General features: G+C 65.2%; 6 protein-coding genes. 1 reads left to right on the top strand and 5 read right to left on the bottom strand.

Annotated elements, in window-relative coordinates:
• Positions 1–4: 4 nt before the first annotated feature.
• Genes treZ through V5279_RS33880 form a run of 5 tightly spaced genes read right to left on the bottom strand, consistent with a single transcriptional unit; the run spans position 5 to position 11,271 of the window.
• Positions 5–1,777, bottom strand: a complete 1,773-nt coding sequence (gene treZ, locus V5279_RS33900; RefSeq protein WP_338691410.1) for a malto-oligosyltrehalose trehalohydrolase — start codon at positions 1,775–1,777, stop codon at positions 5–7.
• The gene (glgX, locus tag V5279_RS33895) at positions 1,774–3,846 is read right to left on the bottom strand and encodes a glycogen debranching protein GlgX (RefSeq protein WP_338691409.1); all 2,073 of its coding nucleotides are present in this window, start codon (positions 3,844–3,846) and stop codon (positions 1,774–1,776) included. Before glgX ends, treZ begins: the two co-directional genes overlap by 4 nt.
• A gap of 3 nt (positions 3,847–3,849) precedes the next feature.
• Complete coding sequence (glgB, locus tag V5279_RS33890) at positions 3,850–5,997, bottom strand: 1,4-alpha-glucan branching protein GlgB (RefSeq protein WP_338691408.1); 2,148 nt, start codon at positions 5,995–5,997, stop codon at positions 3,850–3,852.
• Positions 5,994–9,299, bottom strand: a complete 3,306-nt coding sequence (gene treS / locus V5279_RS33885) for a maltose alpha-D-glucosyltransferase (RefSeq protein ID WP_338691407.1) — start codon at positions 9,297–9,299, stop codon at positions 5,994–5,996. Before treS ends, glgB begins: the two co-directional genes overlap by 4 nt.
• Before the next feature lie 10 nt (positions 9,300–9,309).
• The gene (locus tag V5279_RS33880) at positions 9,310–11,271 is read right to left on the bottom strand and encodes an alpha-1,4-glucan--maltose-1-phosphate maltosyltransferase (RefSeq protein ID WP_338691406.1); all 1,962 of its coding nucleotides are present in this window, start codon (positions 11,269–11,271) and stop codon (positions 9,310–9,312) included.
• A gap of 203 nt (positions 11,272–11,474) precedes the next feature.
• On the opposite strand from V5279_RS33880, the gene malQ reads away from it, so the two are divergent.
• Positions 11,475–13,421: a 4-alpha-glucanotransferase gene (gene malQ, locus V5279_RS33875; RefSeq protein ID WP_338691405.1), complete on the top strand. Its 1,947-nt coding sequence runs from the start codon at positions 11,475–11,477 to the stop codon at positions 13,419–13,421.
• Positions 13,422–13,425 lie beyond the last annotated feature (4 nt).

Below are 13,425 nucleotides of genomic sequence, written 5' to 3'. Positions count from 1 at the left end.
TATGCTATCCGATGTGCCAGCGCACCGCCCAGCCGGGGAGGTCGCTCGACAACGCGCCGCCCCAGATCGCAGTTCCCTTTGGCTCCACTTCGCCGGTGATGGCGCGATCCGATAGATTGGCCATCAGCCACAGCGTGCGGCCGTCTCCCATCCGCCAATGGGTGGTCAAGAGGTCGCCCGCCACGCTGGCGTCGCCGAAATGGGCTCCTGCAAGCCGCGGCGTGATCTCGCGCCGGCGGACGGCGAGCAGGTCGCGCACCAGCGCAAGCCGCGCGCGCGCCGGATCGTGGCCGAGCGCCGCCCAGTCGAGCACCGCCGATCGCACCGTCTCGTCGGCGAGCGGATCGGGAATGTCGTCGCCATATTTGGCATAGGCCCAGGCGAACTCCTTGCGCCGCCCGGCGCGGACGGCGTTGGCGAGGTCGCCCTTGAAATCGCAGAAGAACGGGAAGGGCGTCGTCGCGCCCCATTCCTCGCCCATGAAGAGCATCGGCGTGGTCGGCGCGATCAGCGTGACCGCCAAGGCCGCCTCGACCGCTTCCGGTTTCGCAATGCTGACAAGGCGATCGCCGAGTGGCCGGTTGCCGATCTGGTCGTGGTTTTGCAGGAAGTTGATGAAGCAGGTCGGCGACAGCGCGCCGCTCGGCTCGCCGCGGGCCTTGCCGCCCCAGAACTCCGAGACTTCGCCCTGGTAGATGTAGCCGGACGACAGCGCGCGGGCGAGATCCTGCTTCGGCGCCCGGTAGTCGCCATAGTAGCCCTGCGTTTCGCCGGTCAGCAGCACGTGCCAGGCGTGATGATAGTCGTCGTTCCACTGTCCGCGGAATTTGCCGTGCGGCGGGTCTTCGGTGGCATCCAGCAGGCTTGCGATGTTGTCGCCATTCTCGAGCACGAGATTGATCTGCCGCCCGGTCTCGGCGGCGAGCTTGCCGGCGGCCTTGCTGAAGTCATGGATGACGAAGATTTCGCCGGCTTCGACGATGGTGTTGACCGCGTCGAAGCGCAGCCCGTCGAAGCGATAGTCGCGCAGCCAGCTCACCACGCTGCCGATCGCAAACGCGCGCACTTCTGGCATCCGGTAATCGATCGCATTGCCCCACGGCGTATGTGCGTCACTGAAGAAGGTGGGCGCATAGCGGCCGAGGTAATTCCCCTCCGGGCCGAAATGGTTATAGACCACGTCGAGCATCACCATCAGCCCGCGCAGATGCGCTTCGTCGATCAGCGTCTTGAGGTCGTCGGGGCGGCCATAGGCGCTGTCGGGTGCGTACCACAGCACGCCGTCATAGCCCCAGTTGCGCTTGCCTGCGAAATCCGCGAGCGGCATCAGTTCGAGCGCGGTGATGCCGGTCGCGACCAGGTGATCGAGCTTGTCGATCATGGCGCGGTAGGTGCCCTCCGGGGTGAAGGTGCCGACGTGAGCTTCGAGAATCACGGCCTCGTGCCAGGGACGTCCGCGCCACTCGGTCGCGCGCCATTTGAAGGCGGAGTGATCGATCACCTCGCTCGGGCCGAACACGTCGTCCGGCTGGAAGGCGGAGGCCGGATCGGGCACATCGACCTCGTCATCGACGCGGAATTTATAGCGCGTGCCGGCGCGCGCACCCGGGATTTCGGCGACATACCAGCCGGCGGCGTCACGCGTCAGCGCGTGCTCATCGCGGCTCCGCGTATCCGGCTTGTCGAGCAGCAGATCGACGCGCTTGGCCGCGGGCGCCCACAGCCGGAAGCGGGTGCCATCGGGTGTCAGCTCAGCGCCGAAATGCTGTGTGCTCATGCGGAGCCTGCAAATGCCAGCACCGAGCGCGGCGGTGCCGTGGCATCGGCGCCGGATGCGAATTGCTCCGCCGTTTGCTCCGCCCTGGTCGTGCTCAAGACCTGCTGCCAGCTGCTGTATTCCGCTATCCTCGGCATCCTGAACACGATCTCCTGCGGCGCGGCATTCAGCACGATAAAGATCGGCTCCTGCCCTGGTTCGATCGGCCCCAGCACGTAGGCGAGGAACCGGCTCTCCGGGAATTTCCAGTCGGATTCCTTCATCTCCTCGGCCGCGGGCGTCAACCACAATACGCCATAGCTGCCGTCGGTGCGGCGGCCGTCGAGCCAGCGCTGGCAGCGGATCTGGCCGAAGCGGCGGCGCAGCGCGGTGAGATGGCCGATGAAACCGATGGCGTCGTCGTCGGTGCCGAGGTTCTCCCAGCCGATCCAGCCGGTCTCATTGTCCTGGCAATAGGCGTTGTTGTTGCCCCCTTGCGTGTTGGCGACCTCGTCGCCGGCGAGCACCAATGGCGTGCCCTGTGCGAGCAGCAGGCAGGCCAGCGCGTTCTTCCGGAGCTGGCGCCGCAGCGCGATGATCGCGGGATCGTCGGTCGGCCCTTCGTGCCCGCAATTGTTGCTGTGATTGTCGTTGGAGCCGTCGCGATTGTCCTCGCCATTGGCCTCGTTGTGCTTCTCGTTGTAGCTGAAGAGGTCGGCGAGCGTGAAGCCGTCATGCACCGTGATGTGGTTGACGCTGGCGCGGGTCGCGCGGTTGTCGTGGTGAAACAGGTCTGACGAAGCGGTCATGCGGCCCGAGATGTCGCCGATCAAACTGCCTTCGCCGCTCCAGTAGCGCCGCATCGCGCTGCGATAGCGGTCATTCCATTCCGACCATTGCGACGGAAACGCGCCGACCTGGTAGCCGCCGAGACCGAGATCCCAGGGCTCGGCGACCATCTTCACGGTCGCCAGCACCGGGTCCTGGCGGATCGCGGCGAGGAAGGGATGGTTGCGATCGAACCCGTTCGGCCCGCGCGCCAGCGTCGTGGCGAGATCGAAGCGGAAGCCGTCGACGTGGCAGACCTCGACCCAGTAGCGCAGCGAATCCATCACCATCTGCAGCACGCGCGGATGGGTGAGGTTGACCGAGCTGCCGCAGCCGGTGAAGTCGTCATAGAAGCGCGGGTTCTCGCGGTTCAGCCAGTAATAGGAGGCGTTGTCGATACCGCGGAAGCACAGCGTCGGGCCCATATGGTTGCCCTCGGCGGTGTGGTTGTAGACGACGTCGAGCAGCACCTCGATGCCGGCATCGTGCAGCCGCGCCACCGTGGTGCGGAAGGAATCCAGCGCATTGTCCTGGGCGTAGCGCGCCTCGGGCGCGAAGAACGCGATGGTGTTGTAGCCCCAGTAGTTCGACAGTTTCTTCTCGACCAGGACGCGGTCGTCGATCAGGCCGTGGATCGGCAACAGCTCGATGGTGGTGACGCCGAGCCGCTTGAGGTGATTGATCATCGCAGGCGACGACAAGCCGCCATAGGTGCCGCGCAAATTCGGCGGCACGTCCTCGCGCTTCTGCGTCAGGCCCTTGACGTGGGCCTCGTAGATGATGGTGTCTTCCCAGGGAATGTGCGGCCGGATCTCGCGGCGGCCCCAGTTGAAGGTCTCGTCGACCACGATCGCCTTTGGCATGCCGCGGGCATTGTCGCGCCGGTCGAACGAGAGATCCTCGCGCGCGCTGCCGGTGCGGTAGGCGAAATGCGCATCGCTCCACACCAGCCGGCCGGCGAGCCGCTTGGCGTAGGGATCGAGCAGCAGCTTGTTGGCGTTGAAGCGGTGGCCGCGCTCCGGCGCATACGGCCCGTAGACGCGATAGCCGTAGAGCTGGCCGGGCGAGACATCGTTGAGGTAGCAGTGCCAGACGTCCTCGGTGCGCTCCGGCAGCTCGATCCGCTCGAGCTCGCGGCGGCCCTGGCCGTCGAACAGGCACAGCTCCACCTTCTCCGCATTAGCCGAGAACAGCGCAAAATTGGTGCCTCTGCCGTCCCAGCTTGCACCAAGCCGCGCGGACGTTCCCCCGCTCAGTCGCATGAATCAGCTTTCCGGTACGAGGAAGATCGCAGCCAGCGGCGGAATGGTCAGGTTCAATTCCGGCGTGGCGCCCTCCGAGGTACGCACCTCGCCGATGTTGCCGACATTGGTGCCGCCGTAATGTGCGGAATCCGAGTTGAGCACCTCGTGCCACTTGCCCGCGAACGGCACGCGGACCCGATAGTTGCGATAGACGTTGGGCGAGAAGTTTGCGACCACGAGGCAGCGTGCGCGCGCATCATTGCCCCTGCGGATCCAGGCGAACACATTGTTGTTGGCGTCGTCGGTGATGACCCATTCGAAGCCGGCCTGGTCGCAGTCCAGCTCATGCAGTGCCGGCAGCGCGCGATAGAGCCGGTTGAGGTCGCGGATCAGGTTTTGAACGCCCCGGTGTTTCGGCTGGTTGAGCAGGTGCCAATCGATCGAGTGATCGTGATTCCACTCGCGCTCCTGGCCGAATTCGCAGCCCATGAACATCAGCTTCTTGCCGGGGTGGCCGAACATGAAGCTGTAATAGGCGCGCAGATTGGCAAAGCGCTGCCAGTCGTCGCCGGGCATGCGGCCGAGGATCGAACGCTTGCCGTGCACGACCTCGTCATGCGACAGCGGCAGGATGAAGTTCTCCGAGAAGGCGTAGTGCAGGCCGAACAGGATGTCGCCGTGATGGAATTTGCGGTGGATGGGATCCTTGCCGATGTATTTCAGCGTGTCATGCATCCAGCCCATGTTCCACTTGTAGCCGAAGCCGAGCCCGCCATATTCGACGGGACGCGACACCTGCGGCCACGCGGTGGATTCCTCCGCCGCCGTCGTCGCCTGCGGAAAATGCGCGAACAGCTCGGTGTTGAAGCGGCGCAGGAAGTCGATCGCCTCGATGTTCTCCCGGCCGCCATATTTGTTCGGGATCCAGCCGCCCGCGGGACGGCTGTAGTCGAGATAGAGCATGGAGGCGACGGCATCGACGCGCAGCCCGTCGATGCCATAGCGCTCGAGCCAGAACAGCGCGTTCGACACCAGGAAGTTGGTGACCTCGGTGCGCCCGTAATTGTAGATCAGCGTGCCCCAATCGAGATGACGGCCCTGCAACGGGTTGGCGTGCTCGTAGAGCGCGGTGCCGTCGAAATGGCCGAGGCCGTGCGGATCGTCGGGGAAATGCCCGGGGACCCAGTCGAGCAGCACGGCGAGGCCTGCACCATGGCAGGCATCGATCAGCGCGGCGAAATCATCGGGTGAGCCGAAGCGGCTGGTCGGCGCGAACATGCCGGTCGGCTGGTAGCCCCAGGAGCCGTCGAACGGATGCTCTGATATCGGCAGGAATTCGATATGGGTAAAGCCCATGTCGCTGGCGTAAGCCGGAAGCTGCTCTGCCATCTCGCGATAGGTCAGCCACTCATTGCGGCCCTTGCGCCGCCACGACCCGAGATGGACCTCGTAGATCGACATCGGCGAGCTCAGCGCATTGACGCGATCGGGCGCCGGGCGCGGGTGCGGGATCTTGCGCTCATCGATCACGATCGAGGCGGTCTTCGGACGCACCTCGGCGGCGAACGCCAAGGGATCGGACTTCAGCGGCAGATGTTGGCCGTTCCGCGCGACGATCTCGAACTTGTAGTGGTCGCCGACGCGCGCACGCGGGATGAACAGCTCCCAATAGCCAGGGCCGCGCACCCGCATCGGATGACGCCGTCCGTCCCAGAAATTAAAGTCGCCGACCACGCTGACCCGCCGCGCATTCGGTGCCAGCACCACGAAGCCGATGCCGTCCACGCCGTCGAGCGTCATCGGATGCGCGCCGAGCGTGTCGTAGACGCGCTGATGGGTGCCCTCGCCGAGCAGGTAGAGATCGAAATCGCTCAGGATCGGCGGAAAGCGGTAGGCATCCTCGAGCTCGACCACATTGTCGCCGAAGCGGGCGCGGAGCTGGTAGCGCGTCGAACCGTTCGGCAGGGGACCCGCGAACAGGCCGGAATCATGGATTTTGGCCAGCGGCGCCGCCTCGCCATGCTCGCCGATCGCCTCGACATTGCTGGCATCAGGCAGGAACGCGCGCACGACGCTGCGATCCCCCTCGGTGTGCAGCCCGAGATAGTGGAAGGGATCGGAGTGGCGGCCCTCGATGATGGCATAGGCCTCGGCGGGCAATTTGGTCATGCAACCTCATGCGGCTGTTGGGCCAGGAGTCTCAACAGGCCAGTCAGTGGGACGCGGAGCCAATCTGGCCGGTTGGCCAGCTCATACTCGATCTCGTAGAAGGCTTTCTCAAGCAGGAAAAAGTTGAGCAGGCGATCGGCCGCCCTGGCATCTGTAGGCCACAGTCGCTGGCCGGCCATGGTCTCGCGATAGGCCGCCAGCAGGGCATCCCCAGCCTGGTCGCGCCATTCGGCCAGAGCAAGGCTCAGCCTGCCGCTCTCGTCAGGGGCGACCTTGAGCGCCCGCTCTAGCGCGGCGGTCGCCGCATAGTCGATCGAGCGGATCAGGCCGGCGACATCGCGCGCCGGCGGCGCCTTGCGGCGGCGCTCGGCGATGGTCCGGCCGGGGCCGCCGTCGAAATCGATGATGAAGACGTCGTCCTTGACGACCAGCAACTGGCCGAGATGCAGGTCGCCATGATGGCGGATGCTGAATCCATCGGTCTCGCGTGGCAGCAGCGCCTTGAGCCGTTCCGGCAGCATGTCGTGCTGGGCCTGCAACTGATCGGCCAGCAGACGGTCGGATTCTTTCAGCGAGCCACGCCGCTGCCTCAGCGTGTCGAACACGCGCTCGGCGCGCGCCATGATCTCGTCGCTCCAGCGCAGCAGGTCCTCGGGCCGGGTTGGCTCGGGCGCGAAGTCCGGCAAGTCACGGTTGCTGGCAAGCGCCAGATGCAGCTCCGCGAGACGCTTCCCACTGTGCGACATGTGGCGCAGATAGGCGGCATGGTCGCCGTTCTCCGCCGGGTCCTCGCTCACGGCGAGCAGGCGCTGCCTTTCGACCAGACGGTCGAGGTGCGCGGCGGCGACCGCCCAGAGCTCGCCCTGGTTGACAACCATCGCATGCAGCACGGCGATGGCGCTGCGCTTGTCGGCCTCGATCAGCTCGGCGGTGCCGAGCAGGGCAGGGCTGTTCGGAAAGCCGACCACTTCGGTGAGGAAGCGGCCCATCTCGATCTCCGGATTGATGCCGACCTCGAGCTTCCGGTAAATCTTGGTGACATATTCGTTGTCGACCAGCGCGGTCGAGTGCGGCTGATCGTTCTCGAACACACGGATCCGCTCCGGCTGCCGCACCGGCCGGTCGGAGAAGCGGCTGGTCGGCCGGAATTCGAGCTTCAGGCCCTGCTCGCTTTCGTCGACCGTGAGGTTTTCCCGGAGATTGCGCAGGAACAGGCCGGTGAAAATCTGGTCGGTGGCGACATCAAGCAGCGTGCCCTCGCGCGCGCCCTGGCGCACGGCGGCGAAGGCGCGCGGATTGTAGCGCTCGCGGTCGAAGCGCACCCACTCGATCTGCATCGGCAGCACGTAGCGGCTGGTGGTACCGCGCTGCGTCGTTTCGAAGCAGATGAGCCAGGGCCGGTTGTCGCCGATGTCGCAGAACGGGATCGCGGAGACCAGCGCCGCCTGGATCGCCTTGGCCGAATGCTCCGGGTACCATCGCGTCCGGGCGAGATGGCCAGGCAGCACATCGTGCTCGAACACGCCGCGCTCTCGCGCCAGCGAGGTCCAGGTCGAACCGAGCGGCACCACCAGCGTCTCGAATTCCGGCACCGCCCGCGGCGTCACCGGCTCGGACTTGTCGCGCTCCTGCAGCTGGAACCAGTAGAAGCCGTAGGGCGCGAGCGTGATCATGTAGGGCAGCTCGCCGATCGCCGGGAAGCGCGTGCGCCCGAGCATCTCGAGCGGGATGCGGTCCTTGAAGGCGGAGAGGTCGAGCTCGGTGGCCTGCGCCGAGCGCGACAGATTGGCGACGCACAGGATCGTTTCGCCCTGGTACTGGCGCACATAGGCCAGCACCGAGCGGTTCTCCGGGCGGATGAAGGTCATGGTGCCGCGCCCGAAGGCGAGCGTCGACTTGCGCACCGCGATCAGCCGCTTGGTCGCCGACAGCAGCGACGACAGGCTGCGCGACTGCGCCTCGACATTGACGGATTCGTAGCCGTAGACCGGGTCCATGATCATCGGCGCGTAGAGCCGTGCCGGATCGGCGCGCGAGAAACCGCCGTTGCGGTCCGGCGACCATTGCATCGGCGTCCGCACGCCGTTGCGGTCGCCGAGATAGATGTTGTCGCCCATGCCGATCTCGTCGCCGTAATAGATGATCGGCGTGCCCGGGAACGACAGCAGCAGCGAGTTCATCAGCTCGATCTTGCGCCGGTCATTGTCCATCAGCGGCGCAAGCCGGCGGCGGATGCCGACATTGATGCGGGCGCGCGGGTCGTTGGCGTAGGTCGACCACAGATAGTCGCGCTCGACGTCGGTGACCATTTCCAAGGTCAGCTCGTCGTGATTGCGCAGGAACAGCGCCCACTGGGCAGCGGCCGGAATGTCGGGCGTCTGCCGCAGGATGTCGGTGATCGGAAAACGGTCTTCCTGGGCGATCGCCATGTAGATGCGCGGCATCAGCGGGAAGTGATAGGCCATGTGGCACTCGTCGCCATGGCCGAAATATTCCTGGACGTCCTCCGGCCATTGATTGGCCTCGGCCAGCAGGATCTTGCCCTTGGCATAGGCGTCGAGCTCCTGGCGCAGCCGCTTGATGATGGCATGCGTCTCCGGCAGGTTCTCGTTGTTGGTGCCGTCGCGCTCGCACAGATAGGGAATGGCGTCGAGCCGGAAGCCGTCGACGCCGGTGTCGAGCCAGCGCTTCATCACCTGCACGATGGCGCGCACCACGCGCGGATTGTCGAAGTTCAAATCCGGCTGGTGCGAGAAGAAGCGGTGCCAGTAGAACTGGCCGGCTTCCGGATCCCAGGTCCAGTTCGACTTTTCCGTGTCCGTAAAAATGATCCTTGTATCGAGGTATTTCTGATCGGTGTCGCTCCAGACGTACCAGCTTCGCGCGCTCGAATTCGGCGGGCTGCGGCGTGCGCGCTTGAACCAGGCGTGCTGGTCTGAGGTGTGGTTGACGACGAGCTCGGTGATGACGCGCAGGCCGCGCTTCTTGGCTTCCTGGATGAAGCGCTTGAAGTCCTTCATCGTCCCGAAATCGGGATTGATGTCGCCATAGTCGCCGATGTCGTAGCCGTCGTCGCGGCCGGGCGAGGGATAGAACGGCAACAGCCACAGCGCGGTGACGCCGAGCTCCTGCAGGTACCCGAGCTTCTCCGTCAGCCCCGTGAAATCGCCGATGCCGTCATTGTTGCTGTCGGCGAACGCCTTGACGTGCAGCTGGTAGATGATCGCGTCCTTGTACCACAGCTGGTCCGCGGTCTCGGTCGCGACCTTCTCCTGGGTATTGACGGAGGAGAATACGTTCATGTCGGCTCCTTCAGGCGACACAGCGCAACAGCAACGCGGGATCGCGCGCAGGATCGATGCGTAGACGGACGCCTCCCCATTCGAGCGCGTGGCGCTCGCCAGTGACGAGGTCTTCCACTTCCGTGACGGGGCGGCGAGCTTCGCCACGGCCGACCATGACGTCGCCGAGCGGAAGCCAGACCTCACGCGGCTCTGGCGACAACGCAATCGCGGCCGCGATCACATTGCTCTGGTCGGTCGCCTGCTTGACGAAGCCGATCACGCCGCCGTCATCGACATTGATAAAGCGCAGATCCGCGAATTGTTGCAAGGCCGGATTGGCACGCCTGATCCGATTGAGGGCGGCGATGTAGGGCTTGATGTTCCCCAGCTGATCCCAATCGCGAACCCTGATCTCGTATTTCTCGGAGTTGAGATACTCCTCGCGGCCGGGGACCGCCGTGTGTTCGAGAAGCTCGAAGCCGCTGTAGATGCCGCAGCTGCTTGAGAGCGTCGCGGCCAGCGCGACACGCGACTTGAACATCCAGGATTCGCCGCTTTGCAGGTGGAAAGGCAGTATGTCTGGTGTGTTGACGAAGAAATTCGGCCGAAAGAAGTCACGCTCGGGGTAGCCGATCAACTCGCCGAGATATTGCTCGAGCTCGACGCGTTGCGTGCGCCAGGTGAAGTAGCTGTAGGACTGCGTGAAGCCGAGCTTGGCGAGACCTTTCATCAGTTTCGGCCGCGCGAAGGCCTCCGCAAGAAAGAGCACATCCGCATCGCGGTCCTGCACCTCGCGGATCAGCCATTCCCAGAATGCCAGCAGCTTGGTGTGCGGATTGTCGACCCGGAAGATCTTGACGCCCTGCTCGACCCAGAACAGCACGACGTCACGCAATGCGCGCCACAACGCGCCGGCATCCTCGCAGCCCAAATCGGGGTTGACGACGTCGTCCCAGCGCTGCGGCGGATGTTCGGCCGTGCGCATCGATCCGTCCGGGCGCCGCTTGAACCATTCTGGATGCTCGGTCAGCCAGGGATGATCGGGCGAGCATTGCACGGCAAAATCGAGCGCGACCTCGAGGCCGTGCATCTCGCATACCGCCACGAAAGCGCGGAAATCGTCGAGCGTACCGAGCTCTGGATGCACGGCGTCGTGGCCGCCCTCGGCCGCGCCGATCGCATAGGGACTGCCGGGATCATTTGCTTGCGCGATGGCGGCATTGTTGCGGCCTTTGCGGTGTTGCTGCCCAATCGGATGGATCGGCGCCAGCAGCACGACGTCAAAGCCCATCGCGGCGATGTCGGGAAGCCGCGCGGCGCAATCGTTGAAGGTCGCATGCGCGCCCGGCGTCGTGCCTGATGTCTTGCCCTGGCTGCGCGGAAACATCTGGTACCACGCGCCGCTGCGGGCCCGCGGCCGGTCCGCGGTCAGGGGGTAGAGCTGCGATCGCACCAGGTCGCGGCGAAACTGGCTGCCCGCCATCGCCTCCCGCAATTCCGGCGCCAGCAGCGCGCCGGGCTCGCCGGTCTGCAGAAAGATCTCGCACTGCCTGATGATGACGGCGGCTGCCGCAGGTCCCCCTGCCTGCGCCTGGGTCAGCATGCCCGCACCCTCGAGCGCGTCGAGCGTGTGGTCGCTGCCGTCGCGCTGCTTCTGCTCGAAGCGATGCCGCCAGCTGGCGAATTGGTCGGTCCAGGCTTCGATCGCGAACGAGTAGCGGCCGGGCCGCTCGGGCACGAAGGCGCCGCCCCAGCGGTCGTCGCTATGCGGCGTCATCGGGGCGACCTGCCACTCGCCGTCGCCCTCGCGCCGCCACACCAGAGCTGCTGATATCACGTCATGTCCGTCACGGTAGATGTCGGCCCACACCGCGACGGCTTCACCCGCGATGCGCTTGACCGGAAAGCGGCCACCATCAACCGACGGATAGACATCGGTGATATGAAAAGTGCCGTGGGCACTCTCGACAGGCCGGGCGGTTTTGTTCACGGTGATGCCGCCATTGAATAGGCAAATGAAGTCCCCGCGCCGGGAAGGAGGCGCGCCAGATCCATATAGAAAGCCGCTCGTCGGACAATGGTTCCCGGCGGGAACGCCTGATAGGGTAGAGCGTTGAACATCAACTATCCCTTTCCCGTATCTGTACAATTTAGCAACGATCCCAATACCGTTGCGAGCAAGTAGCGTGCCGAATGGACCTTTACGCCAAAGCCCAGACCCTGGGAATCCAGACCGAGTATATCGATGGTAGCGGTCACCGCCGTGTGACAACCCCCGAGGCGCTCACCGCGATCCTCGACGCGCTGCCGCCCCAGACGCCGCGGCGGATCGTCGCCGATCCCGTGGTCGTCAGGCCCGGTCATGGCGGGCGAACACAGCTCTCGGAGGCGGCCCAGCTACCGGTGCGATGGAAGATCATGAACGGCACCGGCGTCCTCGCGCAAGGCGAGACGCATGAGCGGAATGTGACGTGGCCGTCCGGTCTGGGCGAAGGCGTGCACCGGTTGCAGCTATCGGATGCATCGGGCAGCGAGGAGCTGCCGCTCCTCGTGGCGCCGGAAGGCGCGTTCGGCGGCGAGTTCGATCGCTGCTGGGTGATCGCGGTCCAGCTCTACGGCGTGCGTTCATCGCGCAACTGGGGCATCGGCGACTTCACCGATCTCGAAGGCCTGCTCGCATTCGCCCGCCGGCTCGGCGCCGACGGCATCGGGCTCAATCCACTGCATGCGCTGTTCGACGATCGGCCCGGCGATTGCAGCCCATATTCGCCGAACAGCCGGCTGTTCCTCAACGCGCTCTATATCGACGTCGAGAAGATTGCCGAATTCCGCATCGATGCGGAGACGCAAGCCGCGCTGGCGCACCTGCGCTCCCACGACATGGTCGACTATGTCGGCGTCGCGGCGCTGAAATGGCGGGCGCTGCGGGCGGCCTTTGCCGCCTTCAAGGCCAATCCCGGGCTCGGCCGCTGGCAGGATTTTGAGAATTATCGCAAGGAGCAAGGCGCGCTGCTGACGCGCTTCGCCTGCTTCGAGGTGATCAGGCACAAGCTCAACACGCCGTGGTGGGAATGGCCGGATGAATGGCGGCAGCCCAACGACGCGGCCTGCGCCAAATTGCGCCGCGCGCGCGACTCGGCCGCCGAGGTCGAGTTCGTCGAATTCGTGCAATGGACCGCGGACCGCCAGCTCGGCGCCTGCCAGGCGCTTGCGCACAAGCTCGGCATGCGGGTCGGGCTTTATCTCGATGTCGCGGTCGGCGTGCAGTCGGACGGCTTCGACGCCTGGAACGAGCAGACCGCGATCTCGCGCCATCTCGGCGTCGGCGCGCCGCCGGACCCGCTCAACACCGCGGGTCAGGACTGGGGACTTGCCGGCTTCAACGCCGCGGGCCTCGAACAGCGTGCCTTCGAGCCGTTCAGGCAGATGCTGCGCGCCTCGATGCACCATGCCGGCGCGATCAGGCTCGACCATGCCTTCGGATTGAAGCGGCTTTACCTGGTGCCGCGCGGCTTCGGCCCGGCCAATGGCGCCTATGTGCTGATGCCGTTCGAGGCGCTGCTGGCGGCGACCGCGCAGGAGAGCACAGCCAACCGCTGCGTCGTGATCGGCGAGGACCTCGGCACCGTGCCCGAAGGCTTCCGCGAGCAGATGAACGGTTGGGGCATCTGGTCATATCTGGTGATGATGTTCGAGACGGACGACCATAGCGTTTTCCGCAATGCCGACTATTATCTGCCGAACGCGCTCGTCACCTTCAACACCCACGACCTCTCGACCTATGCCGGCTGGCGCTCGTTCAGCGACCTCAAGACCAAGCGCGCGCTCGGGATCGATCCCGGCGAGACCGACGAAGGGCGCTGGCACGCGCTCGGCCGGCTCGACGAGGTGCTGCGCCGGCACGACATCCACAGCCACGATTTCTATTCGGTGGCGAGCTTCCTGGCGCGGACGCGATCGCGGATGATGGCGGTGTCGATGGAGGATCTGCTCGGCATCGTCGATCAGCCGAACATCCCGGGCACCGTCTACGAGCATCCGAACTGGAAACGGCGGCTGTCGGTCTCGCTCGAGCATCTCGCGTCGGCGATCGATATCGACGCACTCAAGCGCGCAACCCGGGAACGGTCGCACGCCTGACAAC

The sequence above is a fragment of the Bradyrhizobium sp. 26S5 genome, from assembly GCF_036923295.1.
GTDB classification, from domain to species: Bacteria; Pseudomonadota; Alphaproteobacteria; order Rhizobiales; family Xanthobacteraceae; genus Bradyrhizobium; species Bradyrhizobium septentrionale.
The sequence above is the reverse complement of the archived record's forward strand: the minus strand, read 5'-3'. Positions and strand labels throughout refer to the sequence as shown.

What these genes read in the sequence shown, in the direction of transcription:
- treZ (WP_338691410.1), bottom strand. Translation starts at nt 1,777, where the DNA reads ATGAGCACACAGCATTTCGGCGCTGAGCTGACACCCGATGGCACCCGC.
- glgX (WP_338691409.1), bottom strand. Translation starts at nt 3,846, where the DNA reads ATGCGACTGAGCGGGGGAACGTCCGCGCGGCTTGGTGCAAGCTGGGAC.
- glgB (WP_338691408.1), bottom strand. Translation starts at nt 5,997, where the DNA reads ATGACCAAATTGCCCGCCGAGGCCTATGCCATCATCGAGGGCCGCCAC.
- treS (WP_338691407.1), bottom strand. Translation starts at nt 9,299, where the DNA reads ATGAACGTATTCTCCTCCGTCAATACCCAGGAGAAGGTCGCGACCGAG.
- malQ (WP_338691405.1), top strand. Translation starts at nt 11,475, where the DNA reads ATGGACCTTTACGCCAAAGCCCAGACCCTGGGAATCCAGACCGAGTAT.